The sequence below is a fragment of the Actinocrinis sp. genome (assembly GCF_035938995.1).
Classification (GTDB): domain Bacteria; phylum Actinomycetota; class Actinomycetes; order Streptomycetales; family Catenulisporaceae; genus DASZGI01.
In genome coordinates, this window is sequence record NZ_DASZGI010000354.1 from 1 (window position 1) to 24,491 (window position 24,491).

At 70.2% G+C, this 24,491-nt stretch carries 17 protein-coding genes; 8 read left to right on the top strand and 9 right to left on the bottom strand.

Going from position 1 to position 24,491, the window contains the following annotated elements:
• From VGZ32_RS24920 to VGZ32_RS24940, 5 genes are all read left to right on the top strand, one after another.
• A partial coding sequence (locus VGZ32_RS24920; protein WP_326888623.1) for a Pls/PosA family non-ribosomal peptide synthetase occupies positions 1-2,244 on the top strand: 2,244 nt, incomplete at its 5' end.
• A gap of 5 nt (positions 2,245-2,249) precedes the next feature.
• Positions 2,250-3,623 carry a M1 family metallopeptidase gene (locus VGZ32_RS24925; protein ID WP_326888624.1) on the top strand — a complete coding sequence of 458 codons (1,374 nt, stop codon included), beginning with the start codon at positions 2,250-2,252 and terminating at the stop codon, positions 3,621-3,623.
• Positions 3,624-3,781: 158 nt separating this feature from the next.
• Entirely contained in the window at positions 3,782-4,744 is a 963-nt protein-coding gene (locus tag VGZ32_RS24930) for an ABC transporter ATP-binding protein (protein ID WP_326888625.1), read from the top strand.
• Positions 4,741-6,105 (top strand): ABC transporter permease, encoded by a 1,365-nt coding sequence (locus VGZ32_RS24935; protein WP_326888626.1) that lies wholly within the window; start codon positions 4,741-4,743, stop codon positions 6,103-6,105. Before VGZ32_RS24930 ends, VGZ32_RS24935 begins: the two co-directional genes overlap by 4 nt.
• A gap of 12 nt (positions 6,106-6,117) precedes the next feature.
• Positions 6,118-8,877, top strand: coding sequence for a bifunctional YncE family protein/alkaline phosphatase family protein (locus tag VGZ32_RS24940; RefSeq protein ID WP_349263741.1), 2,760 nt, complete (start codon positions 6,118-6,120; stop codon positions 8,875-8,877).
• Positions 8,878-9,003: 126 nt separating this feature from the next.
• Here the strand turns inward: VGZ32_RS24940 and VGZ32_RS24945 are convergent, their stop codons facing one another.
• The 5 genes from VGZ32_RS24945 to VGZ32_RS24965 form a co-directional block, all read right to left on the bottom strand.
• Positions 9,004-10,263: a cation:proton antiporter gene (locus VGZ32_RS24945; RefSeq protein WP_326888628.1), complete on the bottom strand. Its 1,260-nt coding sequence runs from the start codon at positions 10,261-10,263 to the stop codon at positions 9,004-9,006.
• A complete protein-coding gene (locus VGZ32_RS24950; RefSeq protein WP_326888629.1) occupies positions 10,260-11,753 on the bottom strand; it encodes a cytochrome P450 in 1,494 nt (497 codons plus the stop codon). The genes VGZ32_RS24945 and VGZ32_RS24950 overlap by 4 nt, the downstream gene beginning before the upstream one ends.
• Positions 11,750-12,913: an alpha-hydroxy acid oxidase gene (locus VGZ32_RS24955; protein WP_326888630.1), complete on the bottom strand. Its 1,164-nt coding sequence runs from the start codon at positions 12,911-12,913 to the stop codon at positions 11,750-11,752. Before VGZ32_RS24955 ends, VGZ32_RS24950 begins: the two co-directional genes overlap by 4 nt.
• Positions 12,913-14,523: an NAD(P)-binding domain-containing protein gene (locus VGZ32_RS24960; protein WP_326888631.1), complete on the bottom strand. Its 1,611-nt coding sequence runs from the start codon at positions 14,521-14,523 to the stop codon at positions 12,913-12,915. Before VGZ32_RS24960 ends, VGZ32_RS24955 begins: the two co-directional genes overlap by 1 nt.
• A gap of 117 nt (positions 14,524-14,640) precedes the next feature.
• Complete coding sequence (locus VGZ32_RS24965; protein WP_326888632.1) at positions 14,641-14,895, bottom strand: hypothetical protein; 255 nt, start codon at positions 14,893-14,895, stop codon at positions 14,641-14,643.
• A gap of 140 nt (positions 14,896-15,035) precedes the next feature.
• Between VGZ32_RS24965 and VGZ32_RS24970 the strand changes: the two genes are divergently transcribed.
• Complete coding sequence (locus VGZ32_RS24970; RefSeq protein WP_326888633.1) at positions 15,036-16,397, top strand: hypothetical protein; 1,362 nt, start codon at positions 15,036-15,038, stop codon at positions 16,395-16,397.
• Positions 16,398-16,482: 85 nt separating this feature from the next.
• Here the strand turns inward: VGZ32_RS24970 and VGZ32_RS24975 are convergent, their stop codons facing one another.
• On the bottom strand, positions 16,483-17,313 hold the full coding sequence (locus tag VGZ32_RS24975; RefSeq protein ID WP_326888634.1) for a M55 family metallopeptidase: 831 nt from the start codon (positions 17,311-17,313) through the stop codon (positions 16,483-16,485).
• A 221-nt stretch (positions 17,314-17,534) separates the two neighbouring features.
• On the opposite strand from VGZ32_RS24975, the gene VGZ32_RS24980 reads away from it, so the two are divergent.
• Positions 17,535-19,532: an alkyl/aryl-sulfatase gene (locus VGZ32_RS24980; RefSeq protein ID WP_326888635.1), complete on the top strand. Its 1,998-nt coding sequence runs from the start codon at positions 17,535-17,537 to the stop codon at positions 19,530-19,532.
• Positions 19,533-19,776: 244 nt separating this feature from the next.
• Here VGZ32_RS24980 and VGZ32_RS24985 read toward each other — a convergent pair whose 3' ends face one another.
• The 3 genes from VGZ32_RS24985 to VGZ32_RS24995 all read right to left on the bottom strand — a co-directional run bounded on the left by VGZ32_RS24985 (position 19,777) and on the right by VGZ32_RS24995 (position 22,011).
• The gene (locus tag VGZ32_RS24985; RefSeq protein WP_326888636.1) at positions 19,777-20,634 is read right to left on the bottom strand and encodes an alpha/beta hydrolase; all 858 of its coding nucleotides are present in this window, start codon (positions 20,632-20,634) and stop codon (positions 19,777-19,779) included.
• 103 nt (positions 20,635-20,737) lie between these two features.
• Positions 20,738-21,226 (bottom strand): VOC family protein, encoded by a 489-nt coding sequence (locus VGZ32_RS24990; RefSeq protein WP_326888637.1) that lies wholly within the window; start codon positions 21,224-21,226, stop codon positions 20,738-20,740.
• On the bottom strand, positions 21,223-22,011 hold the full coding sequence (locus VGZ32_RS24995) for an SDR family oxidoreductase (protein ID WP_326888638.1): 789 nt from the start codon (positions 22,009-22,011) through the stop codon (positions 21,223-21,225). The genes VGZ32_RS24990 and VGZ32_RS24995 overlap by 4 nt, the downstream gene beginning before the upstream one ends.
• Positions 22,012-22,198: 187 nt before the next feature.
• Here VGZ32_RS24995 and VGZ32_RS25000 point away from each other — a divergent pair.
• A partial coding sequence (locus VGZ32_RS25000) for an ATP-binding protein (RefSeq protein WP_326888639.1) occupies positions 22,199-24,491 on the top strand: 2,293 nt, incomplete at its 3' end.

Genomic DNA, 24,491 nt, shown 5'->3' on the forward strand with positions numbered 1-24,491 from the left:
CGAATCAGATCCCGTCATCCGGAGATCTCCGTCGCCGACCTGTATCAGCACTCGATGCTCGGCGCCCAGGCGGCCCTGCTGGACCGCGCCGCCACCGCGTCCGCGCCGGAGGGGCCCCGCGTCGTCGAACCCACCCCGCACCGTGCCGGTCTCGTGCAGACCGCCGCCATTGCGCCGCTCTTCACGCTGATCGGGCTGCGCTGGTGTGTCGCGCTCGCCGCCTTCGGCGACATCCTCAGCTGGTTCGGTCCGCACCCGTGGGTGCCGGTCGCCTCTTGGTGGTGGGTGCTGATCGGCTGGCTGCTCCTGGTCAGTCCCGCTGGACGCCTGGCCATCGCCGCGGGAGGAGCACGGGCACTGCTGCGCGGCATCGCCCCCGGCACGTACCCGCGCGGCGGAACGGTACATCTCAAGCTCTGGACCGCAGAACGCCTCGCCGAATCCAGCGGCGCGACCAGGCTGTCGGGGATCTGGCTGACCTGGTACGCCCGGGCGCTGGGAGTCCAGATCGGCCGGGACGTCGACCTGCATTCGCTGCCGCCGGTCACCGGGATGCTCAAGCTCGGCCGCGGGTGCGCGATCGGCACCGAGGTGGACCTGACCGGACACTGGCTCGACGGCGACCAGCTGCGTCTCGGCGCGATCCGGATCGGCGCCGGAGCGGTCGTCGGCAACCGCAGCGTCCTGATGCCCGGCGCCCGGGTCGGCAAGCGCGCTGAAATAGCGCCCGGCTCCGTGGTGTCCGACGCCGCGACGTCCGGAGCGGTGCCGACCGGCCAGCGCTGGGCCGGAGTACCCGCGCAGAAGACCGGGCGGGCGACGCGCTACCCGGGCGAGCGTCCCGCGCACAAGCCGCAATGGGCGCTCGCATACACGGCCACGGCGTTCGTGCTGAGCCTGCTGCCGCTTCTAGCCGCGCTCCCCGGTGTCCTGTTGATCGGTGTCGCGGTGCGCGGTGCGCGGACGCTGCCGGCCGCGCTCGGTTCGGCGCTCGCGATCTCGCCGGCCGCCGCCCTCATGGGTCTGCTGACCTATGCTCTGCTGGTCCTCGTCGGCGTACGGGCGCTGAGCCTCGGGTTGCGGACCGGACGGCATCCGCTCTACGGCCGGATCGCCTGGCAGGCCTGGACCACCGAGCGCCTGATGGACGGCGCGCGCACCGTGCTCTTCCCGCTGTACGCCAGTGCCCTGACACCGGTGTGGCTGCGAGCGCTCGGCATGAGGGTCGGGCGCGGCGTCGAGGCGTCCACCGTGCTCGCGCTGCCGAGCATGACCACCGTGGGTGACGGTGCGTTCCTCGCCGATGACACCATGGTCGCCTCCTATGAGCTCGGCGGCGGCTGGCTGCGCATCGACGAGGCCCGCATCGGCGCGCGCGCGTTCCTGGGCAACTCGGGGATGACCGCCGCCGGGCGCAAGGTGCCGCGCGACGGGCTGATCGGTGTGCTTTCCACCACGCCGAAGAAGGCCAAGGCGGGTGACTCCTACCTCGGCATGCCGCCGATGAAGCTGCCCCGCGCCGTGGAAGCGGGCGACGTGAGCCGTACCTTCGATCCGCCGCGCCGGTTGCGGATCGCGCGGGCTGCGGTGGAGATCTGCCGGGTCGTGCCGGTGCTGGGTTCTGCCGCCCTCGCGGTTCTCGTGCTGGCCGTCTTCGCCGCCGCGGCGCAGGCGTGGGGCTGGTGGGCGGCGGGACTGCTCGGCGCCCTCGCGCTGCCCGTGGGCGCAGCGGTGGCGTGCGCGATCGCCGTCGCCGCCAAATGGCTGCTCGTCGGCCGGTTCCGGACCGGAGAGCACGCGCTGTGGAGCGCCTTCATCTGGCGCAACGAGCTGGCGGACACCTTTGTCGAGACGCTCGCAGTGCCCTGGCAGGCCGGACTCGTCGCGGGCTCCCCGTTGATGAACGTGTGGCTGCGCGGCCTCGGCGCGCGCATCGGACGCGGCGCGTGGTGCGAGAGCCACTGGCTGCCGGAGGCCGACCTGGTGAGCCTCGGCGACGGGGCGAGCGTCAACCGCGGGTGCGTGGTCCAAACGCACCTGTTCCACGACCGGATCATGCGGTTGGACGAGGTCCGGCTTGAGGCCGGCGCCACCCTCGGCCCGCACGGCATCGCGTTGCCCGGCGCCACCCTCGGCGCGGGCGTCACGGTCGGTCCCGCGTCGCTGGTGATGCGGGGCGAGTCGGTTCCGGCGAACACCCGGTGGCTGGGCAATCCCCTCGAGGCCTGGCCGGGGACCGACTGATCCGCATGCCGGCGAACCAGACCCCGGCCGATCGGGACGGCCTCGGGCCGCGGGCCGCCGCGGACCTCCACGCACCCGACCCGTATTTCCCCGACCACGGCGATCCGCGTTACCGGGTGCTGAGCTACGAGCTCGACCTCGGCTACCGGCCCGTCGGCAATCGGCTGACCGCGACCGCCCGCCTGATCGCGGTCGCCACCGACGCGGACCGGCCGCTGCGCGAATTCGCCCTCGATTTCGCGGCGTTCCGGATCGAGCGGGTCTCTGTGGACGGCGCACCCGCCAAGTACACGCATCGCGCGGGCAAGCTGCGGGTGCGCCCCGCCGTGCCGCCGCTGCCCGGATTCCGCTTCACCGTGGTCGTCCGCTACACCGGCGCGCCCCGGCCGGTCGCCAGCGAGTGGGGCGCGCTGGGTTGGGAGGAGCTGACCGACGGAGCGCTGGTGGCCTCCCAGCCGATCGGCGCGCCGTCCTGGTACCCGTGCAACGACCGTCCCGCGGACAAGGCTTCATACCGCGTCGCCGTGACGGTGCCGTCGGTCTACACGGTGGTCGCCAACGGCGCTCTCGTCACCTACGACGTCGGAGCGGGCACGACGAGGTGGGTGTACGAGCAGCCTGCGCCAACCGCCAGCTACCTGGTCACCGTGCAGATCGGCCGCTACACCCGGACTCAGATCGGCGACGTCCCGGTGCCGCAGACCGTCGCGTTCCCGGCCCGGCTGCGCGCGCGGGTCGCGCACGACTTCGCGCGCCAGCCGCGGATGATGGAGCTGTTCGAGGAGCTGTTCGGCCCCTACCCCTTCGCCGAGTACCGGGTCGTCGTGGTCGATGAAGAACTCGACGTCCCGGTCGAGGCCCAGGGGTTGTCGACCTTCGGCACCAATCACGTGGACGGCAGGCGCGGCAGCGAGCGGCTGATCGCGCACGAACTGGCGCACCAGTGGTTCGGCAACAGCCTGACCGTGGCCGACTGGCGGCACATCTGGCTCAACGAGGGCTTCGCTAAATACGCCGAGTGGCTGTGGGCCGAACGCTGCGGCGACGGCGTCAAGACCGCCGCGGACCTGGCGGCCGAATCCCACGCGTATCTCCGTACTCTGCCGCAGACGCTGCGGCTGGCGGATCCGGGCATGCGCGAGATGTTCGACGACCGGCTGTACCGGCGCGGCGGCTTGGTCCTCCACGCGCTGCGGTGCGCGCTCGGCGACGGGCCGTTCTTCACGATGCTCAAGGACTGGGCCGCCGAGCACCGCCACGGCGTCGTCACCACGCACCAGTTCGTCGAGCACGCCAACCGCTACGGCGTCGACCGGCTCGGCAACCTGTTCACGACGTGGCTCGACGAGACAGCGCTCCCACCGCTGCCGAACGGGTAATCAACGCTCAGCCCATCTTCGAGTACTACTTCGGAGACCGCTGGGCGTCGATTCGGTGAACATCGTTTCCTCTTACGTTCCATGAGCATTCAACCGGCTCAGGTGCGTACGTCATGCGGCGTGCCTAGGTTCCTTAAAGTCGGCTGAGAGAGGGACTCATGGAGACAACCGCCGCAGTGCGGGGGCGCGGGATCACCAAGTGTTTCGGCGATGTCATCGCGCTCGATCACGTCGACCTGAACGTGGCGCAGGGGCAGATCCACGGGTTGGTAGGTCCGAACGGCGCCGGGAAGACGACGCTGCTCGGCCTGATGCTGGGACTGGCCGTCGCCGACGAGGGCCGCCTCGAGATCCTCGGCACGCCGGTCGGGCGGGCGCTGGCGGCGCCCGACGGCGTCGCGGGTTTCGTGGACGGACCCGGCCTCTATCCCTCGCTGACCGCCCGGCAGAACCTGGCCGCGCTCGCCGCGCTGCGGGCCCGCGACGCGCACAGGGCAGGGATCGATGACGTGCTCGACGAGGTGGGGCTCATCGACGTCGCCGACGACAAGGTCCGCGGCTTCTCCCTCGGCATGCGCCAGCGGCTCGGCCTCGCCGCGGCCCTGCTCACCAAGCCGCGCCTGCTGGTGCTCGACGAGCCGGCCAACGGCCTCGACCCGGCCGGCAAGAAGCATGTGCACGGCGTCCTCAACCGGCTGGCCGCCGACGGTGCCACGGTCGTGCTCTCCAGCCACCGGATGGACGACCTCGAAGCGCTGTGCTCGGAGGTGACCATCCTCGCGGCCGGACGCGTGGTCTTCTCCGGCCCGGTGAACAAGCTGACCGCCGAGAACCGCGAACTCGATTACCGGCTGCGCACCTCGGATCTGCTGGCCGCCCGCGCGCAGGCCCTCGAAACGCCCGGGGTGCGTGTCGTCGAGGACTCCCTCGCCGTGGCCCGCAACGACACCGAGGTGCTCGTCGTGCGCGCGCTGGTGCCCGCGATGGACGAACTGGTGGCGCGGCTCGTGCGCGCGGGCATCGCAGTGCGCGAACTCGCTCCGGTAGTCTCGCCGCTCGAGGCCGCGTTCCTCGTCCTCACCGAGCACGAATCCACAGCGCAGGAAGAGGCCGGCCGATGACCGCGACCCTTGTCGAGGCGCCCGTCGCGCCGACTCAGTCCACGGCCGGCCGCCCGGTTCCGGTGTCCCGCGTCTACCGCTTCGAGCTGGTCAAGCTGTTCGCTCAATGGCGCGTACGGCTGCTGATAATCGCCTGCTGGCTCGGCCCCGGGGTGCTGGTCTTCGGGATCCAGCAGCAGGCCACGCTGCCCTCCGACACGCTCTTCGGCCGCTGGATGCACACCACCGGCTGGGCCGGAGCGCTGGTGACGCTCGGCTTCGCCGGCACCTGGGCGCTTCCGCTGCTGACCTCGCTGGTCGCGGGCGACGTGTTCGCCGCCGAGGACCGCCTCGGCACGTGGCGGCACCTGCTGGTGGCGGTCCGCTCGGCCCGGCGGATCTTCGCGGCTAAGGCGCTGGCGAGCGTCACCGTCGTGGTGCTGCTCGTGGCGGGGCTGGTCGCCTCGGCCGTGGTCGGCGGACTCCTCGCGGTCGGCAACAAACCCCTGATCGGCCTGGACGACCACATCCTGTCCCCCGGTGACGCCGCAGGGAAGGTTTTTCTCGCCTGGGCCTGCGTGCTCGCCCCGACGCTCGCCCTGGTCGCCCTCGGGCTGCTCGGGTCCGTCGCGCTGGGCCGCTCGCCGATGGGCCTGCTGCTGCCGGTGATCGTCGCTCTCGGGATGCAGCTGGCCCAGATTCTGCCGCTGCCCGTGGCCGTGCGCTTCGCGCTGCCGGGCTGGGCGTTCATCGCGTGGAACGGCCTGTTCACCGATCCGCAACAACTCGCCCCGCTGCTGATCAGCATCGCGGTCAGCCTGGCCTGGGCGATCCTCGCGACCGCGCTCGCCTACCTGCTCTTCCTGCGGCGCGACTTCACCAACCTCACCAACGACGGCGCCGGCCGCCGGGCCGTGGCCGTCGGTGTCCTGCCGATGGCCGCGCTGCTCGCCGCGACGATCGGCATCATCGCCGCCTCGACCGGGGCCGCAGGCTCCGGAATCGACCAGGACAAGGTGCAGCAGTCGCTCGCCACGGCGTTCGCGCACCTGTACCGGCTGCAAGAGGACCAGTTGCACCGTCCCCCGGTCACCGAGGCGCAGCTCCAGACCACAGCGGCATGCATCAAGGGCGACGGCCTCGTCGCGAACGAAGGTCCCGGCAACGACTGGCGCTGCACAGTCACCTGGCACATCCCCGGCGTCACGATCACCGGACAGGCGATCTACCAGCTCGACGTGAACGCGAACGGGCGGTACATCGCCGACGGCGACGGACCCAAGGAAGTGAACGGCTACTTCGTGGTTCAGACCCCGCAGGGGGACGAACCGAACCCGCTGTGGCAGTTCGACGGCAACGTCGACCTGCTCCCTTCTCACTAAAGGAATGACTCGATGCAGGTAACCCGCCGCAGACGGCCCGCCAGGAAAGACCTCGGTCCTTCCGGCGGCCACGGTGGCCGGCGACGCCTCACCAAGGTGGGCGTCGCCTCAGTCGTGCTCGTATTCACGGGCACCACCTTCGGCTCCGCGTCGACGACGCAGTTCGGCACGCAGCAGGTCGCCCAGATCACGGACAAGGGCCAGGTCCTGCCGAGCGACCAGTACATCAACCCGATCGGCTCCACCCTGGTGCTCAACCAGGGCAAGCTCATGGCCTCGACGGTCAGCGCGGACGGCACCCACCTGGTCGCGACAGTCGCCGACGGCCCGGTCGCGATGGTCGTGGTCGACCTGAAGAGCTGGCAGGTCGTGCAGACCATCGGCCACTCCACGGTGGCGAACCTGCAGATGAGCGGCAACGACGTCGGCCAGGCGGCCCCGACCTACTCCCCCGACGGCAAGTCGCTGTGGGTGGGCCGGACCAACGGTTACACCAAGTTCGCCGTGAACCCCGACGGCACGCTGGCCAACCCGGTCGACGTGGCGATCCCGGCCGAAGGCGCCGAGCACGCGCTGTCGGGCCGCCCGGTCTTCTCGGCCGACGGCTCCACCGTGTACGCCGCCGTCAACGGCCAGAACCGCGTGGTGGCCATCAACGCGGCGACCGGCGCGATATCGCAGAGCTGGAACACCGGCAACGCCCCGCGTGACATGGTCCTGGTCGGCGAGAAGCTCTACGTCGGCAACGAGGGCGGCCGCACCGCCGTCGCCGGCGACTCGACGCTGAACTCGTACGGCACCCAGGTGCCTGCCAGCGCGGCCACCGGCGCTACCACCACCGGCACCGTCAGCGTCATCGACACGACGAACCCTGCGGCGGACGTCGACAGCATCAACGTCGGCCTGCACCCCTCCGCCCTCTACGCCGCGGGCAAGACGGTGTTCGTGGCCAACACGAACAGCGACACCGTCTCGATCATCGACACGACCAAGAACGAGGTCGTCCAGACGATCACGACGCAGCCGTGGCCGGAGGCCTCGATCGGCTACGAGCCGGACGCGATCACCCTGACCGGCGACGGCCACCTGCTGGTGACCCTCGGCCGGGCCAACGCGGTGGCCGTGTACCACTACACCTCGGCGACGGACGCGGTCAGCTACGTCGGCCTGCTGCCGACGGACTACTTCCCGGCCGAGATCACCAGCTCCGGCAACCAGGTGCTGGTCGCGAACACCCGCGGCATCGACGCCCTGCGCCAGCCCCCGCCCTACCCGGTCGGGCACAACACCCACGACACCACCTCCAGTCTGCAGAAGTTCACGCTGCCGAGCGACCACGACATCCGCAGCTACACGGACAAGGTCTTCCAGTACAACGGCTGGACGAAGGACTCCGTCAAGTACGCCGCGGCCAGCAGCGACAAGAAGCCGGTGCCGATTCCGGAGCGGATCGGCGACCCGTCGACGATCAAGCACGTCTTCCTGATCGTCAAGGAGAACCGGACCTACGACCAGGTCTTCGGCGACGACCCGCGCGGCAACGGCGACCCGGCGCTGACCCAGTTCGGCGAGGCCGTCACGCCGAACCAGCACGCCATGGAGCAGCAGTTCGGGCTCTACGACAACTTCTACGACGTCGGCACGAACTCCGCCGAGGGTCACAACTGGCTGATGCAGGCCGACGACCCGGAGTACACCGAGTCCTCGGCCGGCGAGTACCTGCGCAGCTATGACACCGAGGACGACGCCCTCGGCCACCAGGCCTCCGGCTTCATCTGGACCGGCGCCGAGGCGGCCGGCAAGACGGTGCAGGACTTCGGCGAGTTCCAGTCGTACGACGCCCCGCCGGCCGGCGCGACGTGGCAGAACCTGTACTGCGACGCCAAGAACATGGCCGCGACCGGGGACCCGAGCGCCTACACGATCCAGGGCGGCTCGCCGATCCCGTCGCTGAACAGCGTGTCGCTGCCCGGATACCCGAGGTTCGACCTCAACATCCCGGACATCTACCGGACGCAGATCTGGCAGCAGGACTTCGAGAAGAACGGTCCGGCCAATCTGAACATGTTCTGGCTGTCCAGCGACCACACCGGCGGTCCGCCCAGCCCGGCCGCCGAGGTCGCCGACAACGACCTCGCGGTCGGCCAGATCGTGGACACCATCTCGCACAGCCAGTACTGGAAGGACTCGGCGATCTTCATCGTCGAGGACGACTCCCAGGCCGGCCTCGACCACGTCGACGGGCACCGCGCCCCGGTCCAGGTCATCAGCCCGTACGCCCAGCACGGGACCGTCGACAACCACTACTACTCGCAGATCACGATGGTCCGCACCATCGAGCAGATCCTCGGGATCCACCCGATGAACCAGCTCGACGCGGCGGCCTCGCCGATGGCGACGGCGTTCACGAACACGCCCGACTACGCCCCGTTCAACGCGGTGCCGAACCAGACCTCGCTGACCGGCGGCCTGTCGCAGCAGCCGCCCTGCGGCCCGGACGTCCCCAGCGGCCAGACCGCCGCGAAGGTGGCGGCTCCCACCGCGGTCCCCGCGGCCGAGCAGCAGGTGGCGGCCCAGTGGAAGACCTGGCTGGCCCAGCAGCACACGATGGGTCCGAGCGCCGTGCCGGACTACGCCAACCCCGAGCAGATGAACCGCCTGACGTGGTACGAGACGTACAACTGGATGAAGCCCTACCCGGGTGACAGCAAGATCTACGCTCCCGACCAGGTGCCGGGCGCCTTCATCCCGTCCTCGGACACTGACAACTGACACCGCTTCAAACTGACACCGCCTCAACCGGTCAGAGCGAGTGACCATCCGGCTCTGATCACAGAGTGACCGAAACGCCCGGCTGGATTTTCCAGCCGGGCGTTTCGCACGAGCGGCTCGGGAGTGTCAGCCCACGGTCGCGACGGCCACCGGGACGGGTTCGGGGGCGGGCGCGCGCCGGTCGATCCACGAAAGCACCGGCGCGGTCATCAGGGTCGTGATGATGGCGACCAGGACCAGCGCGGTGAACAGCGCTCCGTTGACGATGCCGGCGGCCAGGCCCACGTTCAAGGCGATCAGCTGCATGAGGCCGCGGGCGTTCATCAGGGTGCCGAGACGCACGGCGGTCTCCTGCGGCTCGCCGCTCAGGCGTGCGGCGATGTAGCAGCAGCCGAACTTGCCCACCACCGCGGCGGCGATCGCCGCCAGCGAGAACACGAGGAGCGCGGGGTCGCTGAGCAGGCTGAAGCGGGTGTTCAGTCCGGAGTAGGTGAAGAACATCGGCAGGAAGATGATGCGCGTGTTGACGCTCATCGTGGTGACCGTGCGTTCGGCGGCCGGACCGGCCGGCATCACCATACCGACGCAGAAGGCCCCGAACACCGCGTAGAGCCCGATCTCGTCGGTGAACCAGGCCGCCGCGAACAGTACGACGGCGACGATGAGCAGCCGCGACTCCTCCGTGAGCGAGGGACGGCTCATGGTCGCGGCCAGCACTCGCCGTACCGCGAACCACACGATCAGCCCGAACAGCACGGCGCCGCCGACCGCGACGAGGATCGGCTTGGCGTGTCCGGAGGCGGCGCTGAGCACCCCGGCGAGCAGGCACCAGGCGACCACGTCGTCGAGCGCGCCGCTGGCCAGCGCCAGCGAGCCGTACCGGGTGCCGGACAGGCCGCGTTCGGTGATGATCCGGGCGAGCATCGGGAACGCGGTGATCGCGAGCGCGACGCCGACGAACGCCGCGGTCACGCCGAGGGAGACCCCGGACACGAAGATGTGCACGCGGCCCTTCGCGGCGTAGGCCAGGCCGACGCCGAGGACGAGCGGACCGGCGATCCCCGCGGCCGACACGGGCGCCGCGATGCGCGCGACGCCCCGGGGCAGATGGGCCTTGAACTCGTGTCCGGCCTGGAACATGAAGGCGACCAGGCCGATCTGTCCCGCGACGTAGAGCACCGGCTTGAGCGCTGGGGGGAACAGTTCGGCCTCCAGCCGCGGGCTGACGATGCCGAGCAGCGACGGGCCGAGCAGGACGCCGGCGATCATCTCGCCGACCACGGGCGGCTGGCCGACCCGGCTCACCGCCCACGACACCAGGCGGCAGAACAGCAGGATCGCGGCGACCGCGACGAAGAAACGCGGGGCGAGGGCGACTGCGGTCACTGAACGGTCTCCTCAGCTGCGAAGTAGTTCTGACAAAGCCGTTGGCGGCGGGCGTCCCAGACCATGTACGTGCCGAGGACGAGTTGCACGATGCTGCGCCAGACGTCCTCCCACCGATCGCGCACACGCAGCGCGATCAAGTGCAGGGCGAGGCGGCGACTCGAGCCGGGCGCGAAGGCAGCGGCCCGAAGATCTGCCGCTTGTGAATCAGGTGTCTGTGTATAGGTGGTCTGCGAAGCTTCGGCGCCGACCTGTTGCGCGCCCGGGAGCGCGGTGAGCAGGCACGGCCCGCGGTTCGGCAGCGAGCGGGTGTGGCCGGCCGAGGTGGTCAGCGCGAAGCGCCGCACCGCCTCCGTGGCGACCACGCGCATGGTCAGCGGTGCGATGCCGCGGGCGGGGCACGGCCGGTTCGCGCTCACCCCGAACGGGATGTGCCGGATCTGTCCGGCGTCGTCGCGCAGCCACCGCCCGGGATCGAAGTCGGCGGCGTCCGGCGAGCCGGAGTGCTGGAAGGCGGGATAGTTGAACAGCAGGACCGAGCCGCCGGGGATCACGGCCGAGCCGACGGCGATGTCGCTCGAGGTGATCCGGTGCGCGACGCCGAACAGCGGATACACCCGCAGCGTCTCGTCGATGACCCGGTCGAGGTAGTCGGTGTCGTGCGGCGCCTCGCGCAGCCGGGTCTGCACGTCCGGACGCGCCGCGAGCACCATCAGCAGATGCGCCATCGCCTCGGACATCTGCACGACGGCGGTGTTGAAGTACGTGCCCTGAAGGTAATACGCCTGCTCTTGCGCGCTGAACAGGTCCGGCAGGCCTTTCGGTACCGTGCCCGCGTGGATGCGGTCCAGCAGGTAGCGGGTGAGCCGATCTCGACGCGCCATGTGCCGCAGCCGCGTGCATTTCAGCGCGCTGACGACGTCGTCGGCGTTGGCGGCGATCATCCCGCGCACCTCGGGCGGGCAGGGCTCGCCGAATACGAGCTCGTAGTAGACCGCCGCCCAGATCGGCATCATCAGGTCGCGCAGCCGGACGGCGCGGGTCCGGCCGCGGCGACGGACCCGCGCACCGCCGGACGGCGCCACGCGGTCCAGAACGTCACCGGCGCAGCGGGCGACCAGCGCCTCCCACTCGTCCTTGCGCAGCCGGGTGAGCATCCGCCGCGTCGCCCGAGCCGCCTCGTCGTAGCGCGGGCCGGGTTCGAGATGTTCCTGGTGCACCTCGGGTCCGGGCGCGAGCCAGTACCAGAACAGATCCGACAGCGCGGCTCCCCGGCTGCGTCCGTTCGCCGCCGGGTCCGCGTAGAGCAGCTTGAACTCTTCAGGCCCGTAGCGGCCGCCGGGCACCTGGATGCCTTCGTCACCGTTGACGAGTGCGAATATCCGCACCCTCAACTTGACCACCACGCCGGGCAGCCACCGCGGCATGCTCATGATCACCAGCACCGCGGCTACGCACGCGACCGCCGCCCACCATGCCGCGCCGGTCATGTTCCGGCCCGGCCCGGCGCGAAGCGCTGCGCCACGGCGGAGCCCGACCACACCAGGTCCGGCGTCAGGTCCGCCGGCGTTCCCGCGCCGCAAAGGGCGAGTGCGTGGTCGAATTCGTCGCGCAGGATCTCCAGCACGCGGGTCACGCCCTGCTCGCCGTGCGCGGCCAGGCCCCAGAAGATCGGGCGCCCGACGCCCACCGCGGCCGCGCCGAGGGCGAGCGCCTTGACCACGTCGGTGCCCCGGCGCACTCCCCCGTCCAGCACGAGGGGCACCGCGCCGCCGACCGCGTCGGCCATCTCCGGCAGCAGGTCGATCGTCGCGGGAGCGGTGTCGAGCTGCCGGCCGCCGTGGTTGGACAGCATCAGGCCGTCCACGCCGTGGTCGAGCGCGATGTGCGCGTCCTCGGGATGCAGGACTCCCTTGAGCAGGATCGGCAGCTGCGTGTGGGCGCGCAGCCAGTCGACGTGCTCCCAAGACAGCGCCGGTGACATGGCGATCTGCCGGACGCTGCCGGGTTCGTCGCCGCGCAGGTTGCGCAGATTCTCGCAGTACATGCCCGCCGGGAGGTCGGTGAAGCCGTTGCGCTTGTTGCGCTCGTGCACACCGAGCACCGGCGAGTCCACCGTCACCACGAGCGCGCGGCAACCCGCGGTCGCGGCGCGCCGGATGAGCGCCGCGGTGTCCTCGAGGTCCGGTTGGATGTAGAGCTGGAACCACAGCGCCGGATCGCGTCCGGGCACGGCGTCGCGCGCCGCCGCGGCGATGTCGCGCACGTCGGTGGTGCTCGCCATGCTCACGATCATCACCGTGTCGGCGCGGGCCGCGGCGCGGGCGGTGGCCAGTTCCCCGGCGGGGTGGGCGAGCCGGTGGAACGCGGTCGGCGAGATCAGGATCGGCATCGAGGCGTGCTGCCCGAACAGGGTCACGTCGGCCTCGCGCTTCTCCCGGCCGCGCAGCACGCGTGGCAGGAGGCTGATGCGCTGGAAGGCTGCCTCGTTCGCCCGCACGGTGACCTCGTCGCGCGCTCCGCCGGCCACGTAGTCGTAGTAGACCGGGTCGAGTCGGGCGCGCGCCTCCGCCTCGAAGTCGCGCAGGGTGAGCAGCGCCTCGGGCCCGGTGGGCGACTGCCCCGGCCGGACCGCGTCCGGGCCGCTCATCACACCACGGCGCCGGACACGATGTCCGACGCCGCGTAACCCGAGTCGGTCAGGACCTTTTCGAAGAAGGCGATCAGCGGATCACGGTGTGCTTCAGGCTTGTTCCACTCGTTCTCCAGGTTCTCCGCGACGTGGTGCTGAGCCACCGGCTCGCCGTCGCGGTAGAGCCGGACGACAGGGTGCAGATACGCCGCGTCGTATGCCTCGGCAGGCTTGTCCTGGCCGGATCGCCGCACGGTGACGTCGAAGGGATCGACCTTGTCGTGGTCCGGTCCGTACTCGAGCGTCACGGCGACGAGGTCGGCGCCGCCCGCCAGCCCGCCTTCGCGCGCGTACGCGACCGGCACCTCCTCGACGTACCTCCAGGTGCCGTCGCCGGCCCAGGTCAGCACGTCCGCCATCACCGCGAACTGCTGCCACAGCGCCGAGCTGCGGTTCACCCGGTCGAGTACGGCCGCGGTCAGTTCCGCCGCACTGCCGGATATCTCCCGGTACGGCCAGGGCTCGGCGTGGTAGCGCTGCTCGAGGATGCGGTGCAAGGCGCGCACGGTGTAGCGGAAGCCGTGGATGAAGCCCGTGGTGGCCTTCTTGAAGTCGCGCTGCTGCATCAGGGTGCCGGCGAAGTAGAGCCCCGGCACGTTCGCCGACTCGTGCGCCGACGTCTGCTCCGGGAACCGGTCGTTGATCGCCAGGCGGGGCCGCGCGCCCTCGGCGAAGACCGAGGCGTCGAAACGGAACCCGGTGCAGCACAGGATCCGGTCGTAACGCAGCTCCTTGACGACCTCGTCGGCCCGGACGAAGGAGAACCGGACCCGGTAGCCGCCGCCTTCGGCCGCGGCGACCGGGTCGATGCTCAGCACATTGCCGTCGAGCACGGCGTTCTGCGACTTGAGCTGGTAGGTGTCGAGGAAGTTGTTGTTCACCGCCCGCAGATGGCCGACGTAGTGGCTCTGCCAGGCCAGGCGGAGCGAGTGCGGCCCGGCCACGTGGATCACGGCCGCCGTCTCGATGAGGTTGTCGGCCGTCTCCAGCGCGGAGTTCCCCTTGCCGAGGATCAGGACACGTTGATCCGTGTAGTCGGACGGGTCCGTCGGCATCGTCGCGTACTGTTCGGCATGCTCGATCCCCGGAATCGCGGGCACGTAGGGCTTCGACACCCCTGTCGCCATCACCAGCCGCCGAGCGCGGAAGACCTCGCCGGTCGCGTCGGTCGCGACGAAGCCGGCGCCGTCCCGGTCGACGAGCGCGATCCGCGTGTCATACCGGATGTTCAGGTCGAGGGCCCGGGCGAAGTCGGCCAGGTACCGCGTCATGTCGTCCGCGGCCGGGAAGTAGCGCGGCGTGTAGCGGGTGAACAGCAGCTCCGGGTCCGGGGAGAGCAGCGAGTTCCAGTCCATGCGGAGGTTCAGCTCGGCGTCGTCGGTCCCGGTGTGTGGCTTGTTGATCGAGATCAGCGTGCGGTGGCGGGGAAATACGCTGAAGAAGGCGCCAGGCGCGGCGCCCGCTTCGAGAACGAGGTAGTCGCGCGACCGCGCGGCGAGCAGGTGGGCGAGTTGGAGCCCGGCCGGCCCGGCTCCGACGATGAGGTACTCATGCACGTGATCCGTCACTCTGGCCTCCGTGCGAGTCGTGTTCCGCTGTAAGAACTCTTGGACTCAAGGGTACCCGGGACCCAGAATGTCCTACGACTCTCAATAGTGGCTTGAAGCAACGTTCATCATCACGGCTCACATGCCGTGGCCAGCACAGTTGAGAGCCTTGACATGTGAACCTATTGTCACTCGAAGAGGCGGTATGCCGGCGATCCTGTCACACCATTGCCACATCAGACCACGAAGATTTGCGGATATCCAGGCCTTGCTTCCCTGTGGCGCATGCGCGAGGTGGGCCGCCTGGGCCAGGTCGAGATCCGTCGTCTCGCGCGCCATGAACTGCGACACGATCGCCGCGAGCGCGAGCACGCCGGTCCCGATGAACAGCACGGAACCCTCTTGACCGCCCCGGCACGGCCGGGTAGGAGTGAACCGTGCGCCGACAACGTTGTCAGCACGCGGTGTCAGCAACCTCGGGATGTCAACAACCTCGGGGTGTCAACGGCCTCGGGCCACAGGAGGCGAGAACCATGACGCGACGGCACGGGATCGACCGGCGCAAGTTCCTCGGCAGCGCCGCGGGGGCCGCCGTCGTCACCGCCGCCGTTCCCGGCAGCGCGAGCGCGAGCACCACGACGAGCGCGAGCACCGCTGCGCCACTGCCGTCCCACCACCGCGACCGGCGCGTACGCCTCGGCCTGAACTACACGCCCAGCCGCAGCTGGTGGTATTCGTGGTCGGACTGGGACACCTCCTCGATCGACGCCGACCTCGCCGACATCGAGGCGCTGGGCATGGACCACATCCGCATCATGGGGCTCTGGCCGGAGTTGCAGCCGAACGCGACCCACGTCAACGGCGAGATGGTCGACCGGATCCGGCACATGCTCGACCTCGCCGGCGCGCACCGGCTTCAGGTCGAGGTGACCGTGCTCGACGGCGCCGTCAGCGGGTTCCTCTTCGTCCCGCCGTGGCTGATCAACAACGGCACCGGCCAGGTGACGAACTTCTTCACCGACGCCGCCGCGATCGCCACCCAGCAGCGGCTGTTCGACGCGCTCGGCGCCGGGCTGAGCGACCACCCGGACCTGCTCGGCTTCGACCTGTCGAACGAGATCTACTGGTTCGCCCAGCCGTTCGGCATCGACGTCGCCCCGGCGGTCGGCGACGGATGGCTGAGCACGATGTTCGACGCGGCCGACAAGGCGGCGCCCGGACGGCTCAACGTCGCAGGGATCGACCATTACCCCTGGCTCAACGACGACTACTTCAGCCGGGACGGGCTCGGCACCACCGGAACGCTCAGCGCCAACCACACCTGGGCCGGCTGGGCCGACGTGTTCAGCACGTACGGCCCGATGTCCACGCCGTCGCTGCACTACTCGGAATACTTCATCGAGCTGATCAAGGCCTTCCACACCGACCTGAACCGCCAGGTGTGGATCGAGGAGACCGGCGTCTCCAAGGTGTGGATGGACCCGTCGCTCATCCCCTCGTGGACCGAGCAGTCGATCAGGAACATGGCCAGCTGCGAGAACTTCTGGGGCGTGACCTGGTGGTGCTCACACGAGGTGAACCAGGCGTTCAGCGGATTCAACCCGCTCGAGTACGACCTGGGCGTCTACACCAACGACCGCCAGCTCAAGCCGATCGGAGCCACGATCGCGCGGCTCGCCCGCGAGTACGATCAACACCCGCCGGAGCCGCTGCACCGGGACACCGCGCTCGTGCTGCCCGACGACCTAGTGCCGTGGACGCCGTTCTTCGAGCCCTATATGAAGCTGATCGACAAGGGCGTGCGGCCCGCCGTCGTGAAGGCCAGCCGCAGCAGCGACCAGGCCTACCTCGACGCCCGCGGCATCGACACGCTCATCCAGCTCGACCAGGTGTGACCGCCGCGGCGGCCGGGTCCGGCTCGCCGCCTTCGCGCACGGCAGCCGTCGCGGGCCTCGCAACGTCCTGACGCGCGTGCTGCTGTTACTCCGCGATGCCGCGCGTGAGGATCACCACCGTGATGAACATACGGTACAGACGGATCGGGTCGTCGTCGGTGATGTGCACGATCGTCGGCTCGCGCTCGTCCGGGACCACGCCGCCGACCCATGTCGCCATCTCGGCCAGGTCCGGATTGCGCATCCGCACCGACAGCGTCGCCGGGAGTGTGATCTGCGGCGGGGCGGTCTTGGCGAGCTCCTCGACCGCCATGCGCGCCTCGGCCCGGATCAGCGCCCTGGCCTGCTCGGGATGCAGGCTGTCCGCGGCGAAGCGGTTCACCGACCGCTTGACCACCGCGGTGCGCACCCCGGGACAGAGCGGTTCGAGCTCCGCGGCGGTGGTCGCGTCGCCGGTCACCAGCAGCACCGGGACGCCGTAGCCGAGCGCCACCAGGGCGTTGATTCCGGACTCCCCGACCGGCGTGCCGTTGAGCCGGACGTCGCTGATCGCCAGCGGGTTGTACGTGTGCGAGAGCACGGCCGCTTGCGCGCCCATCGAACCGTGGTAGGACACGAAGAAGACCCCGTCGAAGGTCTCGTCAAGGCCCTGCATCATGTACATCGGCTTGCGTCGGCCGGACAGATATCTCGCCTGTCCGGCCAGGGCATCCGGCCGCAGATTCGCCATCCGGCCGTGCGAGTCGTTGACCAGGAACGCCGTCGCCCCCGCGGCCTGCGCGCCCTCGATCGCCGCGTTCACCTCGGCCTGCAGCAGGCCGCGGTAGTACTCGTAGTCGGGGTTGCCCGGCCGACACTGGTCCCACTCGACCACCCCGGCCGTGCCCTCCATGTCGGAGGAGATGAAGATCTTCATACCGATACGGTACTGAGGTCCGGTTGCCGACCTAGCGAGGCAACCTTCCAACAGGCACCCGCATTCGCATCCGCACTCCCGTGTGCGCGCTCGGCGTGCGCCAGTGCGCGCGACGAGAGTCAGGGCTGCGCGGATTGCCGACCCCTCTCAGTCCTCTTATCGTCCGGGCTATCGGCGGGCCGGACGTTTCGGTTCGCGAAGAATTGGGGGGAGTGAATCCGATGGCGTATGCCCGCGGCCCGGAGTCCAAGGACGCGACGAGCCTCACCACGACGATGAACGCGGCGGTCAGCGTCCCGCCGTGGGCGACCGATCCCGAGCGGCAATACGCCGAGGACGAGGACAACTGCATCTACCGGCTGCCGATCACCTTCACCGTGGTGAACGCCGACCGTGTCCCCGTGTGGAGCCTGGTGCCTTACGCCTTCCTCATGGAAGCCGGCGACGCGCCGCCCGAGGTCAACCCGAGCTTGTGGCGCAACGCCAAGCTCAACATGAACGCCGGCCTGTACAGGGTCGTCGAGAACGCCGTGTACCAGGTACGCGGCATGGACCTGTCCAACATCACCTTCCTGGAGCCCGCGGACCCGAAGGGCTCGATCGTCATCGTCGATCCGCTGGTCAGCGAGGAGTGCGCGGCCGCAGCCCTGAAGTTGTACTACAGCTATCGCCCGTACCGCCCGATCGGCGCGGTGATCTACACGCACTGTCATGTCGACCACTACGGCGGCGTCGGGGGCGTGATCAGCCAGCAGGACGTCGACTCGAAGAAGGTGCAGGTGATCGCCCCGGCCGGTTTCATGGACCACGCGGTGAGCGAGAACGTCTACGCCGGCGTGGCCATGGCGCGGCGCGCGACCTTCATGTACGGGGTCGAAATCCTGCGCGGCCCGAAGGGGCAGGTGGACGCCGGGCTCGGCAAGGCCACCTCCTGGGGCACCACCGGGATCATCAAGCCGACCTTCGAGATCTCCGCGAGCACGCCGCCCGGCCAGCCGGTGACGATCTGCGGGATCGAGTTCGAGTTCCAGCTGACTCCGAACACCGAGGCGCCCGCGGAGATGAACTTCTATCTCACGCAGAGCCGCGCGTTGTGCATCGCCGAGAACGCTACCCCTACGCTGCACAACATCTACAGCCTGCGCGGCGCCCAGGTCCGCGACGCCAAGGCGTGGTCGGAATATCTCCACGACGCGGTCACCGGCTTCGGCCCGCGCACCGACCACCTTTTCGCCAGCCACTTCTGGCCGCGCTGGAACACCTCCTCGCAGCCGACCGCGATCACCGACTTCCTGACCAGCCAGGCCGACCTCTACCGCTTCCTGCACGACCAGGCCATGCGCGACGCGAACGAGGGCAGGACGATGCTCGAGGTCGCACAGGACCTGGACGACCAGGTCCCGGTCAGCCTGTCGTCGCAATGGTTCAACCACGGCTACTACGGCACCGCCAACCACAACCTCAAAGCCGTCTACCAGCGCTACCTCGGCTGGTATGACGGCAACGCGGCCAACCTGCACGCGCTGCCTCCCGAGGAGGCCGGACGCCGCTATGTCGAAGCGCTCGGCGGCCCGGAGGCAACCTTCCAAATGGCCGTGAACCTGTACAACGACCCGAACGTCACCGTGGACGACTATCGCTGGTGCGCGCAGTTGCTCAGCCACATCGTCTTCGGATACCCGGACCGGCCTGCGGAGGCCGGCCGGCACCAGCTGGCGGACGTGCTCGAACAGCTCGGCTACCAGGCCGAGAGCGCGCCGTGGCGCAACTTCTACCTGTCCGCCGCGGCCGAGCTGCGCGAGCCGAGGCCGCCGCTGCGACAGGCCGGCGTGATCACCCTGGACATGATGAACGCCATGACGGTCCGGCAGGTCTTCGACTACCTCGCCCTGCGGGCCGGGCTCGCCCGTCCCCAACACCCGGTCGACGCGCCGACCATCGGCCTGACCGTGCTGAACCCGGACGGCACCGACCTGGAAACCACGGTCCGCTACCGCAACAGCGTCCTGGTCTACGAGGAGGCGGCGCCGCCGGGGGGAACCGCCGACGCCACCTACCTGATCACTCGGGCCGGACTCAGCAGCCTGGCCCTCGGCACGAGTCCGGCCGACCTCCCCGCCGGCGCCCTGAAGGTCATGACCGGCTCGATGCTCCCGATCAACGCGATCTACGACTCCCTGGTCGACTTCGACATCAACTTCCCGCTTACCAGGCCGTAACCGGCACGGATATCCCCGCTCCGGGTTCGAGCAACACCGTCTCGTCGAGAGTCGCAGGGCGTTCAAAGCGGCCGGCCGGGAGACTCCGGCCGACCGCTCGAGCCTTGCGTCGCGTTGCCGCGGCTAGCTCACTGCGCGGTGATCGGTCCGGTGGCCTCGGGGATCGTCGGGCCTGGCGGGTTCACAACGCCGAGCGAGCCAGCCTCGTCCGGACCGGGTTGCGCCCGGTCCGAACGAGTCGTGTTCACGGCCGCTCGGTCTTGAGGTGCTCGATGATCATCGGCGTCACGCGGTCGGGCACCTCCTCGGGAATCCAGTGGCTTACGCCTTCGAGGAGCTCGAAGCGGTAGTCGGCGGTGACGAAGTCGCCGGTGGCCAGCGCCGCCTCGCGTCCGAGCGCGCCGTCCTGGTCGCCCCAGACGTAGAGCGTGGGCACGGTGATGGTGCCGGCCGGGAAGTCGAACTGGTCGTCGGTCGCTCCCCGGTACCAGTTCAGGGTGCCCGTCAGCGCGCCCGGCTCGGACAGGCGGGCGATGTTGCGCTCCACGAGCTCGTCGGGAATGCGCCCGGCGTAGGCCGCACGCAGCCGCGCGGCGCCGTCTGCCAGCAGGGCTGCTTCAGCCTGGTGCCCGTCCTGCCGGAAAAGGCGCACATAGTCCAGTCGGTGGTACTGGTTCTCGTCCGCGGCCGCCGCCTGCTTCAGCGCAGCCGGATGCGGAGTGGCTAGGACCGATAAGGTGCGCAGCCGGTCGGGGTGGGCGCTGGCCAGGACCCATGCCACCATGCCGCCCCAGTCGTGGGCCACGAGGTGGAACCGGCCGCCGCCCTGGGAATCGGCGAAGGCCAGCGCGTCGTCGACCAGATGGTTGATCGCGTAGTCCGCCACCTTCGCCGGTCGTGCACCCGGGGCGTAGCCGCGCTGGTCGGCGGCGACCGCACGGTATCCGGCCGCACCTAGGCCCACGAGCACGTGCGTCCAGCTGTCGGCGAACTCCGGCCAGCCGTGCAGCAGGAGAACCAGCGGGCCGTCGACCGGCCCGGCCGCGATGGCGCCGTGCCGGTGCCCGGCGACGTCGATAAACAGATTCTCCACGTTCTCCATGACGAAGATGACTCCCTTGGCGCCCGTTCGTGTCGGTCGCTCCGCGCCGGGCGCGACCGCACCATTCGATCACCCGGAGCGGCGAACCGCTAGGCGGAAAAGGTCACTGGGCGACGCCGCGCTGCGGCAGCCACGGCACCGCGATGCGGTGCGTCTCCTCGAGCACCTCTTGCAGCTCGACGACGTTACCGTCGGGGTCGCGGCCGTACGTGGTGCGCACGTTCGGAGCGACGGTCTGCGGTGGGCAGTGGAAGGTCATCCCCGCCGCGACGAGGCGCTCGTACTCGGCGTCGAGGTCGGTCACGTCGAAGCACAGGTGCGTCAGGCCCGGATCGCAGACCCGGCGCGCGGGATCGCCTGGACCGGGCGGGGGGCTGGCATATTCGAACAGCTCGATGTACGCGTTGCCCTTGCGCAGCATAATGCTGCGGGCGGACGAGTCGTGCAGCGCGGTGATCTGGTCGGCGACGTCGGTGCCGACCTGCCATCCCCAGTCGGTGACGACCTCGCAGCCGAACAGGTCGACGTAGAACGCCGCCGTGCGGTCGATGTCGAGGGTTGCGATCGCGAGGTGGTGGATGCCGCGTATCACTGGGCCGCTCCCCCTTCGACGAGGGTGCGGACGCTGGCGAGCCAACCCTCGTGGTCGGTCGCGCGCAAGACCATGCGGTCGGCGACGTCCTTGTGCGGAAGGATCAGCAGGCGTTCGGCTCGCATGCCCACCACCACTGCCTCAGCCACGTCGGCGGGCTGCAGTACCCCGGCTGCGGCGACTACTTCGGACGCACCCGCCGTCTGGCCCATGGCCTCGTCGAGCAGCCGCGTCTGCACCGCCTGCGGGCACACGCACGACACGCGGATCCCGTACTGGTGGTACGCCATGGACAGCCACTCGGCGACCGCCACCGCAGCGTGCTTCGTGACGGTGTACGCCATCGCGGACGGCTGGATCAGCAGCCCTGCTGCCGACGAGGTATTCAGCAGATATCCGCCGCCCGCCTCGGTCATGCGCGGCACCAGCACACGCGCCGCCCAGATGTGCGACATCACATGAATGCGCCACAGCCGGTCCCATTCGGAGTCCGGCGTCTCGGGTCCGGCCGCCGGGCCGCCCACGCCGGCATTGGAGAAGTAGACGTCGATGGGGCCGTGCGTCTCGGTCGCGAAGTCGATCAGCCCCGTGACGTCCTGTTCGGACCCTGCGTCGAGTCTCCGCGCCGTGGCGCCGAACTCCTGCGCGACCGCTCGGGCCCCGTCGAGGTCCGCGTCCGCGACGACGATCGCGCGCGCTCCCTCCGCGGTGAACCGTTCAACCAGGGCACGGCCGATACCGCCGGCCCCGCCGGTGATCACGATGTGCTTGTCTGTTAGCTCCACAGGCCTCACGGTAGGCAAAGGCACTCGCGAATCGGCTGAGCACACAGACGGTCTGCCCGAATGAGCACTCGAACATGCACTGCTGAGATCGCCTCGCCGCGGAGAATTCGTTTTCGATATCGCCGGTTGGCGGTTTGGGCTAGCTTGGGAGCACGGTGCGTGTGGTAGCGGCGGCGAGGGTGGGACGGTGACGTTGTCGCGACAGGGGTCTGGGACGGCGCCGGAGTTGGTGGGCCGGGCGGCGGAGCTCGGCACGGTGCGCGACTTGGCCGAGGGTGTGATGCGCGGGCGTGGCGGGGTGCTGTGGATCGAGGGCGAGCCCGGGATCGGTAAGACAGCCCTGGTGGACGCGTTGCTGGCGCGGGTGGGCGAACTGGGCGGGAGCGGGTTGCGGGCCACCGGGGATGAGTTGATGGAGGCGTTCCCGCTGCGGTTGATGGCGGCGTGTCTGGGCGTGTCGGGGCACGCGGCTGACGAGGCGCGCCGGGAGATCGCGGGGCTGTTGGGCGGGCAGACCGGCGGGGTGCAGGCGGCTGATCCGCTGTTGGCGGCGGCGGAGCGGATGTTGGAGTTGGTGGACCGGTTGTGCGGGCATGGTCCGCTGGTGTTGGCGGTGGAGGATGTGCAGTGGGCGGATGAGCCGAGCCTGCGGGTGTGGGGTCGGCTGGCGCGCACGGTGGGCCAGATTCCGCTGCTGCTGGTCGGGGTGAGCAGGCCGGCGGCGCAGCGTCAGGCGGTGGCGCGGTTGCGCGAGTCGGTGCGCGACGCGGGCGGCACGATCCTGGAGCCGGGGGCGTTGGACGCGGCGCAGGCTGCCGTGTTGGCCGGGCAGATCGCGGGGGCGCCGCCGGGGCCGCTGCTGCGCGCCGAGTTGGAACGGGCGGGCGGCAATCCGTTGTATGTGCACGCCTTGGTGGAGGCGCTGCTTAGTCAGGGGCTGGTGACGGTGCGCCCGCCGGAGGGGGCGGGGTCCGCGGTGGCGGAGTTCAGCGGCGCGCCCGGGGTGGTGCCGGACTCGCTGGCGCAGGCGGTGGGCCGCCGGCTGGGCTTCCTGTCGCAGGAAGCCGTCAAGACGCTGCGGCTGGCCGCGCTGCTGGGTCTGCGGTTCGATCCGGGGCAGTTGGCGACGGTGGCCGGGATCTCCCCGCTGAAGGTGGCCGATGTGGTGGCCGAGGCGGTGGCCGCGGGGGTGGTCGACGACGGGGAGCCGCTGTCGTTTCGGCACGAGGTGGTGCGCCAGGTTCTGGTGCGGCAGACCCCGGCGGGGCTGCACCGCGCGCTGCACGGCCACATTGCGCGCAGCCTGGCCGAGAGCGGGGCGGGCTCGGATCTGGTGGCCCGGCAGCTGCTGGCGATGCCCGGCGAGCTGGACCCGTGGGCGTTGGATTGGCTGATGCGGGTGCCGGCCGCCTCGCTGTACGGGGCGCCGAGTGTGGCGGAGCAGCTGCTGGCCCGGGCCCTGCCGGTCGCGGCGCAGCACGAGGACCCGCGCTGGGAGCAGCTGGCGGCGGCCAGGATGCAGGCGCTGTTCCTGCTGGGCCGGGACGAGCAGGTGATGCAGGCGGCGCAGGAGGTGGCCCGGCGCACGCGGGACATTGAGCTCGGGGCGCGGGCGGCGTTCTTCGCGGTGCGCTCGGCCGGGCGGCTGGGCCGGGCGCAGCAGGGCTTGGACATCGCGGAGCAGGCCCTGGCCGACGAAGGGCTGCCGCTGTCCTGGCGTTCGCGGCTGCTGTCCGTGGGCGCGTTGATGCTGGCCGTCTCGGGCCGCCGCGCGCAGGAGGCCGTGCGGGTCCGCGAAGCGCTGGACGCCGCGCAGCGCTCCGGCGACCCGTTCTCGATCGCCTACGCGCATCACGCGGCCTCGATCGCCACCCAGTTCGAGGAGTCACTCGAGCACCTGCGGCAGGGCATGGCCGTGCTCGGCGAGGACCCGGAGTCCACCGATCTGCGCATGCTGATGACGTACAACCAGCTGATCTGGCACTTCCAGCAGGGGCACGTGCAGCAGTACGAGCAACTACTCGAGCCGGCGCTCGTGCTGGCCGAGCGGGTGGGCACCGTGCGCACCAGCGCCATCCTCGGCGCGGCGGCCACCATCGCCTACCACCGCGGCGGCTGGGACGAAGCGCTCGTGTACCTGGAGAGCATCGACCCGGAGTATCTGCTGACATCCAACGAGGTGCACCTGCACGCCCTGGCCGCGCTGATCGAGCTGCACCGCGGGGACCGCGCCGCGGCCGGGCGGCACATGGCCGCGGTCGACCAGCTGGTGCCCCGGGACCAGGACCCGCAGAACCTGACCAGGCGGGTGGTCTACGTCTTCGAGGCGCGCGCGCTGGCCGCCGAGGCCGACGGTGACGCCGCCCGCGCGCTGGAGCTGCTGGCCAGCTGGCTGGGCATGCCGCCCGGGCTGCGCCGGGACGAGCGCAACGAGGAGACGCCGTACCTGGTGCGCATGGCCCTGGCCGCCGGGGACCGGG

What these genes read in the sequence shown, in the direction of transcription:
- VGZ32_RS24975 (WP_326888634.1), bottom strand. Translation starts at nt 17,313, where the DNA reads ATGAAGATCTTCATCTCCTCCGACATGGAGGGCACGGCCGGGGTGGTC.
- VGZ32_RS24940 (WP_349263741.1), top strand. Translation starts at nt 6,118, where the DNA reads ATGCAGGTAACCCGCCGCAGACGGCCCGCCAGGAAAGACCTCGGTCCT.
- VGZ32_RS24935 (WP_326888626.1), top strand. Translation starts at nt 4,741, where the DNA reads ATGACCGCGACCCTTGTCGAGGCGCCCGTCGCGCCGACTCAGTCCACG.
- VGZ32_RS24955 (WP_326888630.1), bottom strand. Translation starts at nt 12,913, where the DNA reads ATGAGCGGCCCGGACGCGGTCCGGCCGGGGCAGTCGCCCACCGGGCCC.
- VGZ32_RS24925 (WP_326888624.1), top strand. Translation starts at nt 2,250, where the DNA reads ATGCCGGCGAACCAGACCCCGGCCGATCGGGACGGCCTCGGGCCGCGG.
- VGZ32_RS24985 (WP_326888636.1), bottom strand. Translation starts at nt 20,634, where the DNA reads ATGGAGAACGTGGAGAATCTGTTTATCGACGTCGCCGGGCACCGGCAC.
- VGZ32_RS24930 (WP_326888625.1), top strand. Translation starts at nt 3,782, where the DNA reads ATGGAGACAACCGCCGCAGTGCGGGGGCGCGGGATCACCAAGTGTTTC.
- VGZ32_RS24980 (WP_326888635.1), top strand. Translation starts at nt 17,535, where the DNA reads ATGGCGTATGCCCGCGGCCCGGAGTCCAAGGACGCGACGAGCCTCACC.
- VGZ32_RS24970 (WP_326888633.1), top strand. Translation starts at nt 15,036, where the DNA reads ATGACGCGACGGCACGGGATCGACCGGCGCAAGTTCCTCGGCAGCGCC.
- VGZ32_RS24950 (WP_326888629.1), bottom strand. Translation starts at nt 11,753, where the DNA reads ATGACCGGCGCGGCATGGTGGGCGGCGGTCGCGTGCGTAGCCGCGGTG.